The sequence below is a fragment of the Kitasatospora sp. NEAU-69 genome, from assembly GCF_057158765.1.
Genome location: NZ_JBWXUE010000011.1, coordinates 184,750 through 204,897 on the forward strand (window position 1 = coordinate 184,750; position 20,148 = coordinate 204,897).

The following is a 20,148-nucleotide window of genomic DNA, read 5'->3' on the forward strand; positions in this document are numbered from 1 at the left end:
CAAAGGGATCTGTCGAACGGGCGAACGCCAGCCAGCTCTTTGCCGCTACCGGGGTCGGCCGGCCTCACATTCGATCAAGACATGACAAAAAATCATGACAAAACCGCGCACAACAGCTAGCCAACCGGCAAGTAACCCACTTACCGTCAACTCTCACCTTCAGTACGCCCACAGCATGCTTTCAGAGTGAGGAGTCAGCCTTGCCCCGCCGCACCCTGCTCCCGCCCCGTCTGTTCCCCCAACGCGCGAGACGCCTCCTGAAGTTCCCGGCGCTCGCGGTCGTCGCCGCGCTGCTGGCCGCCGCCCCCGGCACGGCCGTCGCGACGGCGAGCAGCCCCCGGGCCACCGCCGCCCCCGACTACTGCCAAGGCCGCTGCAACGACATCCTGCCGGCCGGCGAGAACGGCAACGCCACGCTCGCCGACATCCTGGGCAACAAGCTGTTCGGCACCCGCCCGGCCCACACCGAGGACCAGCTCGGCCCGTACTCCGCGCTCGCCAGTGGCTACCCCGGGCTCACCGACGCGCAGTTGGGCAACTTCTTCAACGACTCCTCGTTCGGCGTGCCGGCCGACCAGGTGGAGAGCACCATCAGCCCGCGCTCGGACGTCACGATCGTGCGCGACAAGGCGACGGGCGTCCCGCACATCACCGGGACCACCCGCTACGGCACCGAGTTCGGCGCCGGCTACGCGGCCGCGCAGGACCGGCTCTGGGTGATGGACCTGTTCCGGCACGTCGGCCGCGGCGAGCTGTCCGGCTTCGCCGGCGGCGCCGAGGCCAACCGCCAGCTGGAGCAGAGCTTCTGGCAGGCCGCGCCGTACACCGAGGCCGAACTGCAGAACCAGATCACCGCGTTGGCCTCCCAGGGCGGCCGGGCGCAGCAGGCGCTGCAGGACGCGCAGGCCTACGTGGACGGGATCAACCAGTACATCACCCAGGCCTACAACAACCGTACGTTCCCAGGTGAGTACGACCTGACCGGGCACGTCAACGCGATCACCAACGCGGGCTCGATCCAGCCGTTCCAGCTGACCGACCTGGTCGCGCTCGCCTCGGTGATCGGCGCGCTGTTCGGCTCCGGCGGTGGCGGCCAACTCGCCTCCGCGCAGGTCAAGGAGGCGGCCGAGGCGCACTACGGCACGGTGGCCGGCGATGCGGTCTGGTCCTCGCTGCGCGAGGTGAACGACCCGGAGGCGGTCACCACGCTGCACGACGGGCAGTCGTTCCCGTACGCGCTGCCGCCGGCCGACCCGCAGGGCGCCGCGATGCCCGACCCGGGCTCGGTGGTCCCCGAGCAGCTGATCTACAACCCGACCGGCTCGGCGACCTCCTCCACCACCAAGGCAACCGGCGTACTGCCCGGCAACCTGCTGACCGCCAAGCACGGGATGTCCAACGCCCTCGTGGTGTCGGGCAAGTACACCGACACCGGACACCCGGTCGCGGTCTTCGGCCCGCAGACCGGCTACTTCGCCCCGCAGTTGCTGATGCTGGAGGAGTTGCAGGGCCCGGGCATCAGCGCACGCGGCGCCGCCTTCGCCGGCCTGAGCTTCTACGTCGAGCTCGGGCGCGGCCAGGACTACGCGTGGAGCGCGACCTCGGCCGGCCAGGACATCACCGACACCTATGCCGTGCCGCTGTGCACCACCGACGGCTCGCCGGTCACGCTGGCCGCCGAGTCCTACCTCTACCACGGCCAGTGCCTGCCGTTCGACAAGCTGGTCCAGCAGGACTCCTGGGCGCCGACCACCGCCGACTCCACGCCGGCCGGCTCGTACTCCCTGGTGATGTACCGCTCGGACTACGGACTGGTGACGGCCCGCGGCACGGTCGGCGGCAAGCCGGTCGCGTTCACCTCGCTGCGCTCGTCCTACCAGCACGAGGTCGACTCGATCATCGGCTTCCAGATGTTCAACGACCCCGGCGCGGTGCACGACCCGGCGAGCTTCCAGCAGGCCGCGCAGAACGTGAACTACACCTTCAACTGGTTCTACGCGGACGCCAACCACACCGCGTACTACAACTCCGGTGACAACCCGGTGCGCGCGCCCGGCGTGGACCCCGGCCTGCCGGTGCTCGCCCAGCCGGCGTACGAGTGGCAGGGCTTCGACCCGAGCACCAACTCCGCCCAGTACACGCCGCCCGCACAACACCCGCAGTCGGTGGACCAGGACTACTACGTCTCCTGGAACAACAAGCAGGCCACCGACTACGGCGCGGCCGGGTTCGGCGACGGCTCGGTGCACCGGGCCAACCTGCTGGACTCCCGGGTCAAGGCGCTGGTCACCAGCGGGCAGAAGGTGACCCGCAGTTCGCTGGTGCAGGCGATGGAGAGCGCGGCACTGACCGACCTGCGCGGTGAGGACGTGCTGGGCGACATGCTCCAGGTGATCGGCAGCCAGCCGGTGACCGATCCGCAACTCGCCAATGTGGTGCAGGAGTTGCAGAACTGGCAGGCCGCCGGATCGAAGCGCACCGAGACCTCGGCGGGCAGCCACGCGTACGCGAACGCCGACGCGATCCGGATCATGGACGCCTGGTGGCCGCTGGCCTCCCAGGCCGTCTTCCAACCCGGGCTCGGCAACGACCTGTTCAACGCGCTGACCGGCGCGCTGCAGATCAACGAATCCCCCTCGGGCGGCCAGACCGGCCCGGTGAGCGGCGGGGTGAGCGCCAACGAGTCGATCCCGCACAAGGGTTCGTCGTTCCAGTACGGCTGGTGGAGTTACCTGGACAAGGACCTGCGCGGCGTGCTGGGCCGGCAGGTGGCCGGCCCGCTGGCCCAGCCGTACTGCGGCGGCGGCGACCTGTCGGCCTGCCGGACCGTCCTGCTGACCAGCCTCCAGCAGGCCGCCGCCGAGACCCCGGCCCAGGTCTACCCCGGTGACAGCAGCTGCGCGGCGGGCGACCAGTGGTGCGCCGACACGATCATCCAGCGACCGCTGGGCGGCGTGACGGACGACTCGATCACCTGGCAGAACCGCCCGACCTACCAGCAGGTCGTGGAGTTCATGTCGCACCGGTGAGGCGTGAGCGGCGCACCCAATCGTGAGCAGTGCACCTAATCGTGAGCGGCGCACTCAATCGTGAGCAGTGCACCAAATCGTGAGCGCTGCTCCGAAACACGAGCGCTGCGCCACCACGTGAGCACCGCTCTCAGCGGGCCTGGTCCACAGCGGCCAGGCCCGCTTCGCGTGCGTCGATCAGCTCGTCCCAGTGCTCGGCGGCCCAGGTGCAGTACGCGTCCAGCGGTGCCAGCAGGCTGCGGCCGAGCGCCGTCAGCTCGTACTCGACGTGCCGGGCGGGCGCCTCGCGCACGATCCGGTGGACGAAGCCGTCCCGTTCGAGCATGCGCAGCGACTGGGTCAGTACCTTGGGCGTGACGCCGCGCAGCGGCACCCGCAGCTCGGAGAACCGGCGCGGGCCGCCCTCCAGGCAGCGCAGCACCATCCCCGCCCACTTGTCGCCGATCCGGATCGGCGACAGATCGGACGGGCAGACAGGGTCGAACATCTCGGCGTCCAGTGGTCTGCGATCCAGTCGCTTGGCGTCCAGTGGCGTGGGGTCCGGTGATCCGTGCACGGTGCCACCGTAACGCGGTATCCGATCGGTAACCACGGCCCCCACTAACGTGCGACGCACCGACAGAGACCGTTGCGACGCGGAGTGGAGAAGGAACAGTGCAGACAGACAGGGGCGGGATCGTGGTCTTCGGAGCCGGCGGGCGGGCCGGACGGGCGACCGTCGAGGAGGCTCTGCGCCGCGGGTACCCGGTGACCGCGGTGGTCCGGGACCCGGCAGCGCACTCGGCCGCACACCCGGTGCCGGCCGGGGTGCGGCTGCTGGCCGGCGACGTCACCGACCCGGCGGCGGTCGCCGGCCTCGCCGCCGGACACCACGCCGCGGTCAACGCGGCCGTCGATCTGGGCGCGCTGCCCGGCGAGTTCTTCCCGGCTGCCGCCCACGCACTGGCCGCCGGGCTGGAGCGGGCAGGCGTGCGGCGGCTGGTCTCGGTCGGGCTGGCCTCGGTGCTGGCGACCGCGGACGGCACCCTGCTGATGGACACGCCCGGCTACCCGCAGGAGTGGCGGGCGTTCTACGAGGGCCACGCGGCGGGCACCGAGGCCCTGCGGACGGCCGCGAACACGGCGCCGACCGGGCTCGACTGGCTGGTGGTCAGCCCGGCCGGGGACTTCGACCACGGCGGCACGCGCGCCGGAGGCTACGCGTTCGCCGCAGCCGGGGCCGACCTCCGGATCAGCTACCCGGACTTCGCGATCGCGCTGCTGGACGAGATCGAGCGCCCGAAGCACCACCGCACGCACGTCGGAGTGACGGCATGCTGACGGCCACCGCACCCGACCCCACGGACGACCCCGCCACGGACCCGCCGGCCACCGACGACCCCGCCACCGAAGCCCCCGCCACCGACAGCCCGAACGGCTGGGTCGCCGAGCACATCCGGCGCTTCCTCGAAACCGACGGCCACCCCCGGCCCGGCATCGACGACCTGCTGCTGACCACCCGCGGCCGCCGCTCCGGCCGACTGCGCCGCACCGCACTGGTGTACCAGCGCGACGGCGACGCGTACGTCGTCACCGCCTCCAACGCGGGCGCCGACCGGGACCCGGCGTGGTACCTGAACCTGCGCGACGAGCCCACCGTCACCCTCCAGGTCGGCGCCGAGACCTTCGCCGCCACCGCCCGGACCGCCACGCCCGAGGAACGGCCGCGCCTGTGGCGAGCGGTGGTCGCCGCCATGCCGTCCTACGCCGGCTACCAGAGCGCCACGACCAGGGAGATCCCGATCGTGCTGCTGGAGCGAACCGGCGCGCAGTCCGGCCCGCCGAGCGGTGGAGGGCTCGGCGGGCCGGAGTGATCGGTCGTCAGTCGCCCGCGGGAGCGGCCGCCGGAGCGCCCGACGACCGACCGCACTCCGCTGACCCACCCTCAGCTGACCCGCCCTCAGCCGACCCACCGTTCACCGCCCCGCCGTTCACCACCCGGCGCAGCGCCGTCAGGGCGATCACCGCGCCGAGCCCCATCAGCACCGCCGCGGCGATCGCCGCCGCCTGCAACCCGCCGGTGAACGCCTCGCGGGCGGCGGCGAGCACCGCGTGGCCCGTGTTCGCCGGCAGGCCGGCGGCCACCGCCTCGGCCGAGCCGAGCGTCTCGCGGATCGAGCGGACGGCGTCGGCCGGCAGACCGGCGGGCAGCGCATGGTCCAGGTCGGCACGGTAGACCGCGGTCCCGAGGCTGCCCAGCAGCGCCATCCCGAGCGCGCCGCCCAGTTCGGTGCCGGACTCCATCAGCGCGGACGCCGTACTCGCCCGCTCGGCCGGCGCCGCCGCCATCACCACCTCACTGACCTGCGACATCACCGCCACCGCCCCGGAGGCGTAGAGCGCGGCGCCGACCAGTACCCGCCAGAGCGGCGCGTGCGCGGTGACGAAGGCGAAGTCACCGAAGCCGGCCGCCATCAGCACGAACCCGGCGGCGATCACGATCGCCCGGCCGACCCGCTGCCCCAGCGCGGCGGCCGCCGGGGCGACCGCGCCGACCAGCAGGCTCGGCAGCACGCTCCACAGCGCGGCCCGCAGCGGGCTCATCGCGAGCACCGACTGCAGGTACTGGGTGACGAAGATGGCGAAGCCGACGATCCCGAACATGGCCAGCACGTTCATCGCGATCGCGCCGCCGAACGCGCGGCCGCGGACCAGCCGGGCATCGATCAGCGGGCTCGGGTGGCTGCGCTGCTGCCGGACGAAGAGCACGCCGACCGCCAGACCGATCACGACGGCGCCCAGCGGCAGCGGCCCGAAGCCGTCGCGCGCCAGCTCCTTGATGCCGTAGACGAGCGACAGGATCGCGATCAACGACAGCGCCGAACCGAGCAGGTCGAACCGGCCGCCGCGGACCCGCTGAGACTCGGGGAGCAACGCCGGGCCGAGCACCAGCAGCATCAGCATCGCCGGGGTGTTGATCAGGAACACCGAGCCCCACCAGAAGTGCTCCAGCAACAGCCCGCTGAGCACCGGGCCGAGGGCGATGCCACCGCTGGTGACGGCCGTCCAGACCGCGAGCGCCTTGCTGCGCTGCTTCGCGTCCGGGAACAGGTTGCGGATCAGGCCTAGCGTGGACGGCATCAGGGTGGCGCCGGCCACGCCGAGCACCGCGCGGGCGGCGATCAGACCGGCCGCGCTGGTGGCGTACGCGGCGAGCACCGAGGCGCAGCCGAAGGCGAGGGCGCCGGTCAGCAGCAGCCGGCGGCGGCCGATCCGGTCGCCGAGCGCGCCCATCGTGAGCAGCAGGCCGGCCAGCACGAAGCCGTAGATGTCGAAGATCCAGAGCTGCTGGGTGGCACTCGGCGCCAGGTCGCGGCTGATGAACGGGACCGCGAAGTAGAGCACCGAGACGTCCATCGAGACCAGGAGCAGCGGGAGCAGCAGCACGGTCAGCGCGATCCACTCGCGGCGGCCGGCGAGTCGTGGCTGGTCCGGCTCGGCGGTGGAGGCCGAGCTAGTGCGTTGCAGGGTGGCCATCGGAATATCCCCCGGGAGGTCTGGGCGTACACCGTACGCGCTTCGATGCGTACAGAGTACGCATAGTGCACTCATGGCAGCAACCAAGGAGCGTCCGAATTCGCTGGCCTGGTGCATCAGTCCGCACTAGTACACTCAAGCGGTGTCGACAGAGGAGCCCCGCATGTCCGCAGCCACCGAGCCCGCCGCCGAGGCGGACGTTCCGCCGTACCAGCGGATCGCCGCGCAGGTCCGGCAGCGGATCGCGGCCGGCGAGCTGCGGCCCGGCGAGCGGGTGCCGTCGACCCGGCAGATCACCCAGGAGTGGGGGGTCGCGATGGCCACCGCGACGAAGGCACTGGCGGCGCTGCGCCAGGACGGGCTGGTGCTGGCCCGGCCCGGCGTCGGCACGGTCGTCGCACCGGACGCCCCCCGGCTGGCGCAGACGGCGGCTGGCCCGACCCCCACCCCCGCCCCCACCCCGGCAGCAACCCCGCCCCCGGCCCCCTCCGAGCAGCCCCCCGCGCCGACCCGCCCGCGCGAGCGCCGCGAGCACGAGCAAGGCCTGACCCGCGGCCGGATCGTGCTCGCCGCCGTCGCACTGGTCGACGCCGAGGGCCTGGACACGCTCTCGATGCGCCGGGTCGCCGCCGAACTCGGCGTCGCCACCATGGCGTTGTACCGTCACGTGCCGGGCAAGGAGGAACTGCTCGACCTGATGACCGACGAGGCACTGGGCCGGATCCCCTCCCCCGAGCCGGACGCGCCGCGCGGCTGGCGGCCGCAGCTCGCGGCGCTCGCCCGGCTCCAGTGGGCGGCGTTCCGGCAGCACCCGTGGCTGGCCGAGACCATCTCGCTGACCCGCCCGGCCCCACTGCCGAACGCGGTCCGGCTCGGCGAGTGGATGCTGAGCGCGCTGGAGGGCCGCGGACTGGACGCGCAGACCAGGCTGCACGTGCACATCATGATGTTCGCGTTCATCCGCGGCCTGGCCGTCAACCTGAACATGCAGGCCCGCGACCGCCGGCACAGCGACCTGAGCGACGACGAGTGGATGGCCGCCCAGGAGGAGAACCTCGGCGCCGTGCTGAGCACCGGCGCGTACCCGGTATTCGGCGGCCTGCTGGCCGAGTTGGCCGGCTCCGCGGCGGACGGCGACGACTTCGACCTCGACCTCGACCGGCTCTTCGAGTTCGCCCTGGAACGGATGCTGGACGGGCTCGCCGCGCTGCTGGACGGCCCGCCGGCGCCGGTCATGCCCTGAGTCGCCGACCACGCCCTGAGTCAGGGTCCCGGCTCACCCGGGCGGCGGCGAGCGGTTGCCGCCGCACCCGGGGCGGCCGAGGCTGGCGGGGAGTCCGTCCTCTCCGCCGACGCCCCAGGACCGCCCATGACGCTCCCGCCGCAGGCCCCCGACGCGTTCCACCCGTACCGCACCCGGCTGCCCGGGGAGTCCGCCGAGTACCGCGCGGCGCGCGAGCAACTCCAGTCGGAGGAGATCGAGTTGATGCGCCACCGGGAGCGGCTCGCCGAGCAGCGGCGGCAACTGCCGCCGGGCCCGGCGCTCCCCGAGTACAGATTCCTGGAGGGGCCGCCGTACCTCGACCAGGGCGATCTGCCGGTCCGGCCGGTGCGGCTCGCCGATCTCTTCACCAGCCCCGAACGCCCGCTGGTGCTCTACCAGTTCATGTACGGCAAGGCGCAGCAGAGCCCGTGCCCGATGTGCACGATGTGGATCGACGGCTTCAACGGGATCGCCCACCACGTCACCCGCAACGCCGACTTCGCCGTGGTGGCCGCCGCCGATCCGGAGCCGCTGCGCGAGCACGCCCGCCGGCGCGGCTGGACCAGGCTGCGCCTGCTCAGCTGCGGGGCGAGCACGTTCAAGTACGACCTGGGCAGCGAGGACGAGCAGGGCCACCAGGACTCCACCATCTCGGTCTTCACCAAGGACCCGGACGGCACGGTGCGTCACCAATACTCGACCCGGCCCCGGATGGACGCCGACCTCGACCAGCGCGGCATCGACCTGCTCTCCCCGGTCTGGCACCTGCTCGACCTGACCCCGCAGGGCCGCGACGACTGGTACCCCGGCCTGGACTACTGACGCGCTCAAGCACCGACGCGCACCGACGCGCACCGGCGTGCACCGTCAGGCGACGGTCAGCCCCCGGCGCTCTCGGTGACGGCCTGCCGAACGCGCTCCGACAGGCCGTCGCCCGCCGCCACCAGGCGCACGTTCGCAACCGCAGCCCCCGCACCACCCGACGCCGCACCGCCCGCACCGCCCGTCCCGACCAGTAGGACATGCTGCTCCGGGTGCGCCTGCGCGAACGCCGTCACCACCGCGCCGAACTGCTCCCCCGCCGACTCGTCCCCCGCCGCGACGATCAGCGTGCAGCGCTTGAGCAGCAGCCCGCCCAGCGCCCCGGCCAGGTTCGCGGGCGCCGCCGTGACGTAGCTCGTCCGGGCGTGCAGCGCCCCGGCCGCCGCCTGGGTGCCCGCCCAGGCCTGGGCGCCGACCGCGTCCGGCGCGAGGCCCGCAGGCCCGGTGATCAGGCAGGCGTTGAAGTCGACGAACGGCTGCGAGGGCCGCGCCGGTGCCGGCGCCGGCGCCGCGTGGTGCGACGCGCAGCCGGCGAGCAGCACGGCGGCACCGCCGAGCAGCGCGCCGACGCGCAGGGCACCGACGCGCAGGGCACCGACGTGCAGGGCGCCGACGTGCAGGGCGCCGCCGGCCGGGGTGGTTCTCCGTGATGACACCGCTGTCGCTCCCTCGCGCTCAGGCTCGCATTCGCACCGGCCCCCGCGGTCGACTCCGCGCGGGCCGAGCAGAGCTTAGAGCATCACGAAGGCCACAAACTCCCCCCAAAATCGGCACCTAAAACCCTCTTTTCAAGGAACCTCTCAGGTTTCATCTCTGACTCACGGTCATTTTTAAGCACCTTTGTCGCCCTTGTACCGCAAGGGTCGTTCGCGTTCGCTCACACAATGGACCAGCAATCCGGCGCATTGGTAGAACTCTCCGGCTCTTATCAGATTTTTATCTACGGAGGGGATAGTGCGCCCGTATTCAGGGACGCCCTCAGCCGCCGCAAGGCGACGACAACTACTGCGCTGGACAGCGTCATTGACGACGCTCGCGCTCGGCTTCGGGCTCGCCACCGACGCCGCCGAGGCGATACCGCTGCCGGCCAGGGCCGTGGCCGCGACGGCCGGCAAGCGCGTGGACACCAGGAAGGTGGCCACCCCCAAGCAGCAGTCGGGTTCGGCGGCCGGCAAGCCGCACCTGGTCTCCACGGACACCACCCGCGGCGCCGACAGCGGTCCGGTGCCGGGCCACGGACCGGGCACCGCCCCCGGCCAGCTCCCGCCATTCGCGCCGAAGGACCGGGTCGCCGATCCGTTCCTGGTGGACCGCTCGGGCAACGTGCAGATCGCACCGGGCACCGAGCCCGGCAAGTCCGGGCTCGCCGGCTTCGATCCCGGCAAGAGCACCGAGGACACCAGCAGGCGCGACGACCACGAGAAGGTCTTCCGCAACCCGGACGGCACCCAGACCGTGCGGACCTACGCCGGCCGGGTCTCCTACCCCAACCCCGACGGCACCTGGTCGGACATCGACCCGACCCTGGTCCCGGACACCAAGCCGGCCGCCACTGCCACCGCCGCCCCGAGCGGGACGCCCAGCGCAACCCCGAACGCCAAGCCCGCCGCCAAGCAGGCCGCGTTCACGCTGGCCGCGGACAACGGCGCCGCCCCGAGCCCGACCTCGAGCCCGAGCGGCAGCGCGGCCGCCTCACCCGCCGCCTCACCCGCCGCCGCGCCCGCCGCCAGCCCCAAGCTGACCAAGAAGGCCGACTCGCAGGACGTCGAGTTCGCCACCGCCGCGAACGACCCGCAGCTGATGTCGATCAGCGGCGACGGCCGCAACCGCGTCTCGTTCGGCCTGGACGACGCGACCGCCGCCGCCGGCCAGGTCGCCGGCAACGAGGTGGTCTTCCCCGGCGCCCGCCAGTCCGCGGACCTGGACCTCAAGAGCGTCGACGAGGGTTTCAAGGAGACCATCGTCCTGCACGGCGCGGACGCGCCCACGGTCTGGACCTTCCCGATCACCGCTCCGGGCCTGACCCCGAAGATCGCCGCCAACGGCGACGCGGTCTTCCTGGACGCCACTGGCGCCGTCAAGGTGACCGTCCCCGCGGGCACCATGTCCGACGCGAAGATCGACCCGCGCTCGGGTGAGGGCGCCTTCTCGGACGGCGTGCACTACGCGATCGTCGACGACCAGGGCCGCAAGGCGCTCCAGGTCAGCGTCGACTCGGCCTGGCTGCACGACCCGGCCCGGGTCTTCCCGGTCAAGGTCGACCCGTCCTCGGCGAACACCAACACCGACACCACGGCGTTCTTCGAGAACAACCTGATCAGCGGCCAGACCAACATCGCGAGCAGTTCGAGCAACTCCGACCTCAAGGTCGGCGACTACGACGGCTCGCACGCCTCGGCCTCCTACGTCCGCTTCCCGGTGCAGACCTCGATCGCGAACGCCTCGGTGATCAGCGGCGGCGTCAACCTGTACGCCACCTGGTCCGGCTACTGCGCCACGGCCGCCGAGGTGGACGTCAAGGCGATCACCGGCGGCTGGAACCTGGGCACCGCACAGGGCTGGCCCGGCGTCGGCTACCCGGCCACCCAGTCCGGCTCGGCCTCGTTCACCGGCGGCACCGGCACCGGCTGCGGCGGTTCGCAGTGGGAGCGGATCCCGCTGAACTCCACCGGCGTCGGTCAGGTCACCTCCTGGACCCACGGCGGCGCCAACAACGGCTTCCTGCTGTACGGTTCGGCGAACGACGTGTACCACTGGAAGCGCTTCAACTCGGCCGCCTCCGGCTCCAACGCCCCGTACCTGGACGTCACTTACGCCCCGGACGACGCGAGCTTCAACTTCGCCTCGACCTGGGACTTCGCGCCCTCGCACATCCAGCAGGGCCAGATCGCCGTCACGGTCACCAACACCTCGTCCAACACCTGGGCCTCGGGCAGCAACAACGGCTCGTACGCGCTCGGTTCACGCACCTACCGGTCCGACGGCTCGCTGGTCGGCTGGGGTTCCAGCGTCTCGCTGCCGAACAACGTCGGGCCGAACCAGTCGGTGAAGCTGGAGGCGATCAGCCCCGCGCTGTCGCCGGGCACGTACACGCTCTGCTGGGAGATGGAGAAGCGCGGCTACTACGCGTTCAGCGACGTCGGCGGCCACAACGCCTGCTGGTCGTACACCATCACCAACATCGCGCCGCAGGTGGACACTTCGTACCCGCCGAACAACGCCTCCGAGCCGACCCTGACGCCGACGCTGTTCGCCACCGGCCACGACCCGGACAACTGGCCGGGCACCGGGCTGAGCTACAAGTTCGGCGTCTGCGGCGGCACTCCGGCGGCTCCGGTGAACTGCTTCGACTCCGGCAGCCTGGCGGCCGCCACCAGCTGGCAGGTCGCGGGCGGCAAACTCGCCTGGGGCCAGAGCTACTTCTGGCAGGTCTGGATCTCCGACGGCAACGCCACCGCCGGCCCGTTCGTGCAGGGCTACTTCAACACCGCCGTCGGCCAGCCGCCGGTCACCTCGCACCTGACCGAGAACCCGGCCGCCCGCGGCTTCGACCCGCAGAGCGGCAACTTCACCACCGAGGCCGCCGACTCCACCGTGGCCACCGCCGGTCCGGCGCTGGACGTGCACCGCACGTACAACAGCCTCGACCCGCGCAACAACGGCATGTTCGGCGCCGGCTGGATATCCCCGCTGGACATGCGGGCGGTGATCGACGACGACGGCTCGAACAACGTCGTGATCACCGACGTGGACGGCCGGCAGATCCGGTTCGGCTGCAACCCGAGCAGCAGCCCGAGCACCGGTCCGCCGTGCTCCTCCTACGCGCCGCCGCAGGGCATGTACGCCACGCTGACCGCGCAGACCGGCGCGAACAACGCCGTCACCTCCTTCACGCTGACCGAGAAGGGCGGCACCGCCTACACGTTCACGGTCTCGGCCGCGAACCCGGCGCTCTTCCCGCTCAGCCAGGTCAAGGACTCCGACGGCCGCGTCAACACCCTGGCCTATGACGGCAACGGCCTGCTGAGCAGCGTCACCAGCGCGACCAGCGGCCGGGCACTGCACTTCAACTGGTCCACGCCCACCGGCGCGAGCTTCCCGCACGTGTCGCGGGTCTTCACCGACCCGGTCTCCGGCACCGACCAGAACACCGACCTGACGTACCTCTACAACTACACCGGCGACCAGCTGACTTCGGTCTGCCCGCCGAGCTCGACCACGGCCTGCACGAGCTACGCCTACACCACCGGCTCGCACTACAAGACCGCGGTGCTGGACGCCGGACCGCAGTCCTACTGGCGGCTGAACGAGACCGCCGGCACCACCGCGGCGAGCAGCGTCACGCTCAACGAGGGCAACGACAACGCCACGTACAACAACGTGACGTTCGCCCAGAACGGCCCGCTGGCCGCCTCGCCGGCCGGCTCGGCCGCCTTCAACGGCACCAACTCCTCGGTCCGGCTGCCGGACAACCTGCTCTCGTCCACCTCGAACCTGGCCGTCGAGCTCTGGTTCAAGACGACGACCGCGGGCGGCCCGCTGCTCTCGTACCAGAACGCCACCCTCGGCAACACCCCGACCAGCTGGACCCCGGCGCTGTACCTGGGCACCGACGGCAAGCTGCGCGGTGAGTTCTGGCAGGGCGCGGCGACGCCGATCACCTCGGCCGGCCCGGTCAATGACGGCAACTGGCACCACGTGCTGCTCTCCGGCGCGCAGAACACCCAGACGCTGTACCTGGACGGCGCTCCGGTCGGCACGCTGGCCGGCGCCATCGCCAACTCCGCCCAGCCGATCGCCTACCTGGGCGCCGGCTACTCCAGCACGGACTGGGATGCCAACGTCACCCGGGGCGACCGCTACTTCAACGGCCAGATCTCGGACGTCGCGTTCTACGCCCACCCGGTCGGCGCGGCCACCGCGGCCGCGCACAGCCAGAGCGGCCGGACGACCGCCAACGCGCTGCTGACCAAGATCACCCAGCCCTCGGGCGCGGTGCAGGCGCAGATCTCCTACGACGCGATGGCCGACCGGGTCCTGCAGACCACCGACGCCAACGGCGGGACCTGGAAGCTCAACACCCCGACGGTGACCGGCTCGTCCGGCGTCTACCGGTCGGCCGTGATGGGCTCGGCGCCGCAGGGCTACTGGCGCCTGGCCGACTCCTCGGGGTCGGACGCCGCCAACCAGCTCGGCACCGCCTACGGCAACTACAACAAGGTCACCCTGGGCACCCCCGGTCCGTACGCCGCGAGCGACGTGACCGCGGCCTCCTTCGACGGCGCGTCCTCCTGGACCGCGCTGCCGAGCGGCCTGGTCCCGAACAGCGGCCCGTCCGCGCTGGAGATGTGGTTCAACACCACGACCCCCGGCGGCGTGCTCTTCTCGTACCAGGCGCAGCTGGTCACCGACCCGAACGGCCCGCAGTACTCCTACACCCCCGCGCTGTACGTGGGCGGCGACGGCAAGCTGCAGGGCGAGTTCTGGGACGGCAACGCGAGCGCGATGAGCTCACCCGCCTCGGTGGCCGACGGCAAGTGGCACCACGTCGTGCTCTCCACCGACGCGACCGGCGCCGGCCAGGCGCTCTACCTGGACGGCACCCAGATCGGCACGAAGACCGGCACGGTCAGCCAGACCGGCTGGGGGATGACCAACGTCTACCTCGGCGCCGGCCTGATCGCGAACAGCTGGCCCGACCAGCCGGGCGACCACGCCGGGCACTTCAAGGGCGCGATCAGCGAGTTCGCGTTCTTCAACCACCAGCTGACCGCCGCCGACGTGGCCAACCACTTCCAGGCCTACGCCGCCGGCAAGTTGGCGCCGCTGACCACCGCGACGCTCACCGACCCGAGCGGTAAGACCGTCAGCTCGTCCTACGACCCGAACAACGCCGGCCGGATCATCTCGTCCACCGACGCGCTCGGGGCGACCACCAGCTACGGGTACGACAGCGGCGGCTTCGAGTCCACCGTCACCGACCCGAACGGCAACACCCGGATCGAGGGGCACGACGCCCGCGGCAACGTGGTCAGTGAGACCAGCTGCCAGGACCGCGCCCACCAGATCTGCTCGACCAGCTACAGCAGCTACTACCTGAACACCGCCAACCCGGTCGATCCCCGCAACGACGCGGTGACCGACACCCGGGACGGCCGGTCCGCCTCGGCGACCGACAACACGTACTGGACGCACAACGACCTGGACGCCGCCGGACGGGTCGTCGCCACCACGACGCCGCCGTACACCAACGGCACCGGACGGGTGAGCAGCACCACCTACACGGCCGGCACCGAGGCGGCCGTCGACTCCGGCACCGTCCCGCCCGGCCTGATCGCGAGCAAGACCACCGCGGGCGGCGCCAAGGCGACGTACGCCTACTTCCACAACGGCGACCTCGCGCAGGTCACCGACCCGGCGGGCCTGGTCACCAAGTACGCCTACGACCAGCTCGGCCGGCTGACCGGCCACACGGTCTACGACGCGGTCAGTGCCCCCGGCGGCCTGACCAGCACGGCGACCTACGACGGCGACGGCAGGTTCCTCACCCAGACCGAGCCGGCCGTCACCGACCGGGTCACCGGCGTGGTGCACACCGAGCAGACCGCGTACACCTACGACCCCGACGAGCACCTGCTCACCGAGGTCAAGTCGGACCTGACCGGCAAGGACGCCGCCCGGACCGAGACGTACGCGTACAACGGGCTCGGCCAGCTGGCCACCATGACCGACGCCGCCGGGCACAGCGAGTCCTACCACTACGACGCCTACGGCAACCGGTCCTCCAAGACCGACGCCGCCGGCACCACGATCGCCTACGCCTACTCCCCCCGCGGCGAGCTGCTGACCAGCACGCTCAAGGGCTTCACCGGCGATCCGACCGCACCCTCGGCGCCCGCCGACCTGCTGCTGGACTCGAAGGCCTACGACCCGGCCGGCCGCCTCGCCTCGGACACCGACGCGATGGGCCGCACCAACTCCTACACCTACTACGACGACAACTCGACCAAGACCGAGCAGCGCACCGACGGCACCGCCGCCAACACGATCCAGCTGCACGCCTTCACCTACGACGGCGCCGACGACCGCCTCACCGACCTGGCCGACGGCGAGACGCTGACCACCTACACCTTCGACGCCGCGCACCGGGTCACCGCCGAGGCCGTCAAGGCCGGGCTGGGCACGACCGGCCAGCCGATCTGGCGCACCACCTCGACCACGTACGACGCGGACGACCACGAGACCTCGGTCGCCAGGACCGACTCGACCGGCGCGCTGACCACCCAGACCGACTACACGTACGACCCGATGGGCCGGGAGCTGACCGAGACCGTCCACAACGGTGCGACCGGCAACCTGACCACGACCTGGACGCGTGACCAGCGCGGCCTGACCGCCGCCGAGCGGGACCCGAACGGAAGCGAGACCGACTACCAGTACGACGCGGCCGGCCGCCAGGCGTACGTCACCGAGCCGAGCCGCCCGATCGAGGCGGTCGGCGGCACCGTCGTCACGGCCTCGCCGTTCGAGTCCGTCGGCTACAACACCTTCGGTGACGCCACCTCGCACTCCGACGAGAACGGCAACACCACCTACAGCAGCTACGACGCGCTCGGCAAGCTGACCGGCACGATCGAGCCGAACTACACGGCGCCGGGCAGCACCACCCCGATCACGGCCACCACCGGCAACACCTACGACCAGCTCGACCAGCTGATCTCGCACACCGACCAGCTGGGCAACACGACCACCTCGGTCTACGACCAGCTCGGCCGCGACGTCACGAAGACCGAGCCGGCCGTGGGCGGCGCGACCACCGGCGGCCTGTGGCACTACGGCTACGACGCGGTCGGCGAGCAGATCTCGCAGACCGACCCGACCGGCGCCGTCCAGCAGGCCACCTACGACTTCCTCGGCCGCAAGCTGACGGAGACGGAGGTGGAGCGCTCCCCCGTGGCCGCCGCGTACACCACCACGCTGGCGTACAACGCCACGGACGACCTGGCCACCGAGACCTCCCCGACCGGGGTGGTCACCAGCTACGGCTACGACCTCGACCACGAGAAGACCAGCCAGACCGACGCCTACGGGAACACCACGGCCATCGCCTACGACGCCCTCGGGCGCCCGGTGACGACCACCGACCCGTCCGGCACCGGGCAGAGCACCGTCTACGACCCGGCCGGCCGGATCACCGCGGTCAACGACTTCGACAGCACCGGAAAGGTCCTGCGCACCCGCACCCTGGCCTACGACCCGGCGGGCAACGTCACGACGGCGACCTCGGCGCTCGGCTCGACCGACACCTACACCTACGACTCCGACCACCACCCGCTCACCGAGACCGAGACGACCGGCCCCGGCGCGACCATCAACACCTCCTTCGGCTACGACGCGGTCGGCAACCGCACCCGCTACACCGACGGTCGTGGCAACAACTTCCTGACCACCTACAACAGTTGGAACCTGCCCGAGAGCCAGGTCGAACCGGCCACCACCGCCTACCCGAACGCGGCCGACCGCACCTGGACCACGAGCTACGACGCGGCCGGGCAGGCCGTCACGCTCGCGGAGCCCGGCGGCGTCACCCGCAGCCGCACGTACGACCAGCTCGGCCGGCTGACCCGGGAGACCGGCACCGGCGCCGAGAGCGCCACCAGTGACCACACCTTCGGCTACGACCTGATGGGACGGATCACCTCGGCCGGCGCGACCGGCGGCAACGACACCTTCAGCTACAACGACCGCGGGCAGCTGCTCTCGGCCGCCGGACCGTCCGGCAGCTCCTCGTTCGGCTACGACGGCGAGGGCAAGACCACCAGCCGCACCGACGCGTCCGGCACCGCCACCTACACCTACGACCAGGCCGGCCGCCTGGCCACCATGGCCGACCCGGCCTCCGGTGCCACCGCGGGCTACGGCTACGACAAGGACTCGCAGCCCGTCACGATCGGCTACGGCGCCGGCAACGACACGCGCAGCTTCGGCTTCGACGCCCTGCACCGGCTGACCAGCGACACGGTCACCACCGCGACCGGCGCGACCGCCGCCTCGATCGGCTACTCCTACAACCTCGACGACCAGCTGACCGGCAAGACCACCGCGGGCTACGCGGGGGCCTCGGCCAACACCTACACCTATGACACCGCCGGTCGCTTGACCTCGTGGAACAACGGGACCACGACCGTCCCGTACGCCTACGACGCGTCCGGCAACCGCACCCAGATCGGAGCGCAGAACCTCAGCTACGACGCCCGCAACCGGCTGGTCTCCGACGGCAACGCGAGCTACACGTACACCGCCCGCGGCACCATGTCCGGCAAGACGCCGAACGGCTCGCAGACCACCGAGGCCATGCAGTTCGACGCGTTCGACCGGCTCAAGACGGACGGCGCGCAGAGCTACGACTACGACGCGCTGGACCGGCTGGTGACCACGGGTTCCACCGCGGGCCCGACCACCACGCTCGCCTACTCCGGCATCGGCGACGAGGTCGCCTCGGACGGCGCGGCGCTCTACTCGCGCGACCCCGGCGGCGACATCACCGGGATCACCGAGGGCGGCCTGCACACCATCGCCACCACCGACCAGCACAACGACCTGGTCGGCACGTTCACCGCGGCCGGCAGCGCGCTGACCGACTCCGCGGCCTACGACCCGCTCGGCAACACCATCGCCACCACGGGCACCCGGCACTCGCTCGGTTTCCAGTCGGACTTCACGGATCCGACGACCGGCAAGATCGACATGCTGTCCCGCTGGTACGACCCCTCGACCAGCAACTTCATCTCCCGGGACAGCTACAGCCCCGACCACGCCGTCACGGACCTGCCCGACCGCTACGCGGTCCAGGGCATGGACCCGTGGTGGTCGGACCCCAACCCGAGCGTCGCCCAGGACCGTTACGCCTACGCCGACGGCGACCCGCTGGCCTTCACCGACCCCGACGGGCACTGGCCCGGCTGGCTGAAGAAGGCCGCCCACGTGGTCGCCCACGACTCCGGCGTCGCGTTCCACGCGACGGTGAGCGGCATCGAGACCGGCGCGAAGGTCGCGTACCAGGTCTCCGGCGCGGCCGACGTGGTCAGCTGCGCCACCCACCCGGGCTGGGGCAACTGCGCCCAGGCCGCACTCGCGGTCGCGTCGTACATCCCGGCCGTCGGCGAGGGCGCCATCGCACTGCGCGGCCTCTCCGCCGCCACCAAGACCGCCCGCGTCCTCGGCGCGGTCGGCCGCGGTGCCCGGGCGATCAACACCGGCCTGTACGCGGCCCACGTGGGCAGCGACGTCTACCACGGCCACTACAAGCAGGCCCTCAAGGACGTGGCGACCGGCTACATCCTGAACAAGATCGCCAAGCACGGCGGCGCCCTCGGCCGACGAGCCGGAAACGCCCTGCGACGCGGCGAGTCCAGGGCCGGCCGGGCACACGTGGAGGCACCGCACTCGGCCGAACCCGCCAAGTGCCCGCCGAAGCGCTGCGTGGTGCGGATCCAGCCGCCGGACCGGATCACCGGCTACAAGCGGCACGGACTCCACCAGGCCATCAGCCGCAACGACGGCCAGGGGGTCAACATCGCGAAGATGCACGACGCCGTCAAGAACCCCAAGAAGATCGAACGCGACTTCCGCAGGAACCCGGCCACTGGATTCCGGGAATTCTCCTTCCGCTACACCGGCAAGGGGAAGAAGCGCGCGATGGTGGTCCTGACAACGAAGGGCAAGGTCATCACCGCCTTCGGAACGTCCCGCGGCAAGCCGAACGGAAAGCGCTCCTCGCGCCCCGCCGACATGCACTGACCGCGTACTGACCGCGTACTGACCATGCACCGACTCGGCGGCAGGCGGGCCCTCGGGCCCACCTGCCGCCGAGTTACAATGAGCGACTCACGACGTACGGAGCAGCACCATGCGAATCCCGGCCCGGAGGGCACAGTGAAGGCCACCGAGGAATCCGGCAAGCCCACCTGGTTCACCGGCTCGACCGAAAAGCTCGAGCTCCTGCACCAGGCAGCCACCCACAGCGGCATCCCCCTGAACCCCAGCACCCCACCCACAGAAGACGAAGCCTGGGAACTCGCCGAAGCCCTCCAATCCGCCCTCCTCGAAACCGGCTTCGACGCCGACTACAAGGCAAACCCACGCGGCGAACTCATCGAATCCCTGATCGACGCCCTCGCCATCTACTACGACCCGGACGACGAGGACGACTGACCCGACACCTCGTCCGCCGGCACCGGGCTCTCGGCGACCCAGCGGGCCCCGCGCCGGACGTCCAGCTCGCCGACTTTCCGAGGAACGGCAAAGGGCCGGTTCGTGAGGATCACTCCTCCGAACCGGCCCTTCGTGGTGGTGGGCGCGGACGGTTTCGAACCGCCGACATCTGCTTTGTAAGAGCAGCGCTCTACCGCTGAGCTACGCACCCCCGCCGCGCGGTCGATTCCCGGGGGAGGCCGCGCGGTGAAAGGTAAGAGTACCTGGTCCGGCGGCCGGTGGTGTGCAGGGTTTGGGGACGCG

Annotated in this window: 10 protein-coding genes and 1 tRNA gene; 7 read left to right on the forward strand and 4 right to left on the reverse strand. The window is 71.4% G+C overall.

Features of this window, described 5'->3' with window-relative positions; genetic code table 11:
- The first annotated feature begins 200 nt into the window (after window positions 1-200).
- Window positions 201-3,029: a penicillin acylase family protein gene (locus tag AC060L_RS15440; RefSeq protein WP_483799303.1), complete on the forward strand. Its 2,829-nt coding sequence runs from the start codon at window positions 201-203 to the stop codon at window positions 3,027-3,029.
- Window positions 3,030-3,159: 130 nt separating this feature from the next.
- Here the strand turns inward: AC060L_RS15440 and AC060L_RS15445 are convergent, their stop codons facing one another.
- The gene (locus AC060L_RS15445; RefSeq protein WP_483799340.1) at window positions 3,160-3,516 is read right to left on the reverse strand and encodes a winged helix-turn-helix transcriptional regulator; all 357 of its coding nucleotides are present in this window, start codon (window positions 3,514-3,516) and stop codon (window positions 3,160-3,162) included.
- Window positions 3,517-3,683: 167 nt separating this feature from the next.
- Here AC060L_RS15445 and AC060L_RS15450 point away from each other — a divergent pair, with 167 nt between their 5' ends.
- On the forward strand, window positions 3,684-4,349 hold the full coding sequence (locus AC060L_RS15450; protein WP_483799304.1) for an NAD(P)-dependent oxidoreductase: 666 nt from the start codon (window positions 3,684-3,686) through the stop codon (window positions 4,347-4,349).
- Window positions 4,343-4,882, forward strand: a complete 540-nt coding sequence (locus AC060L_RS15455; protein ID WP_483799305.1) for a nitroreductase/quinone reductase family protein — start codon at window positions 4,343-4,345, stop codon at window positions 4,880-4,882. Before AC060L_RS15450 ends, AC060L_RS15455 begins: the two co-directional genes overlap by 7 nt.
- Window positions 4,883-4,889: 7 nt before the next feature.
- Here AC060L_RS15455 and AC060L_RS15460 read toward each other — a convergent pair whose 3' ends face one another.
- Window positions 4,890-6,545 carry an MFS transporter gene (locus AC060L_RS15460; RefSeq protein ID WP_483799306.1) on the reverse strand — a complete coding sequence of 552 codons (1,656 nt, stop codon included), beginning with the start codon at window positions 6,543-6,545 and terminating at the stop codon, window positions 4,890-4,892.
- A 163-nt stretch (window positions 6,546-6,708) separates the two neighbouring features.
- On the opposite strand from AC060L_RS15460, the gene AC060L_RS15465 reads away from it, so the two are divergent.
- Window positions 6,709-7,788 carry a TetR/AcrR family transcriptional regulator gene (locus tag AC060L_RS15465; RefSeq protein ID WP_483799307.1) on the forward strand — a complete coding sequence of 360 codons (1,080 nt, stop codon included), beginning with the start codon at window positions 6,709-6,711 and terminating at the stop codon, window positions 7,786-7,788.
- Window positions 7,789-7,914: 126 nt separating this feature from the next.
- Window positions 7,915-8,631, forward strand: coding sequence for a DUF899 family protein (locus tag AC060L_RS15470; protein WP_483799308.1), 717 nt, complete (start codon window positions 7,915-7,917; stop codon window positions 8,629-8,631).
- 56 nt (window positions 8,632-8,687) lie between these two features.
- Here AC060L_RS15470 and AC060L_RS15475 read toward each other — a convergent pair whose 3' ends face one another.
- Window positions 8,688-9,287: a hypothetical protein gene (locus AC060L_RS15475; protein WP_483799309.1), complete on the reverse strand. Its 600-nt coding sequence runs from the start codon at window positions 9,285-9,287 to the stop codon at window positions 8,688-8,690.
- 367 nt (window positions 9,288-9,654) lie between these two features.
- Here AC060L_RS15475 and AC060L_RS15480 point away from each other — a divergent pair, with 367 nt between their 5' ends.
- Window positions 9,655-19,431 carry a LamG-like jellyroll fold domain-containing protein gene (locus tag AC060L_RS15480; protein WP_483799310.1) on the forward strand — a complete coding sequence of 3,259 codons (9,777 nt, stop codon included), beginning with the start codon at window positions 9,655-9,657 and terminating at the stop codon, window positions 19,429-19,431.
- 135 nt (window positions 19,432-19,566) lie between these two features.
- The gene (locus tag AC060L_RS15485) at window positions 19,567-19,845 is read left to right on the forward strand and encodes a hypothetical protein (RefSeq protein ID WP_483799311.1); all 279 of its coding nucleotides are present in this window, start codon (window positions 19,567-19,569) and stop codon (window positions 19,843-19,845) included.
- 136 nt (window positions 19,846-19,981) lie between these two features.
- Here AC060L_RS15485 and AC060L_RS15490 read toward each other — a convergent pair.
- A tRNA-Val gene (locus AC060L_RS15490) sits at window positions 19,982-20,056 on the reverse strand.
- Between the last annotated feature and the right edge of the window lie 92 nt (window positions 20,057-20,148).

Bases quoted from the DNA above. Each gene is read 5' to 3' on its own strand.
- AC060L_RS15445 (WP_483799340.1), bottom strand. From the start codon at position 3,516: ATGTTCGACCCTGTCTGCCCGTCCGATCTGTCGCCGATCCGGATCGGC.
- AC060L_RS15455 (WP_483799305.1), top strand. From the start codon at position 4,343: ATGCTGACGGCCACCGCACCCGACCCCACGGACGACCCCGCCACGGAC.
- AC060L_RS15460 (WP_483799306.1), bottom strand. From the start codon at position 6,545: ATGGCCACCCTGCAACGCACTAGCTCGGCCTCCACCGCCGAGCCGGAC.
- AC060L_RS15465 (WP_483799307.1), top strand. From the start codon at position 6,709: ATGTCCGCAGCCACCGAGCCCGCCGCCGAGGCGGACGTTCCGCCGTAC.
- AC060L_RS15470 (WP_483799308.1), top strand. From the start codon at position 7,915: ATGACGCTCCCGCCGCAGGCCCCCGACGCGTTCCACCCGTACCGCACC.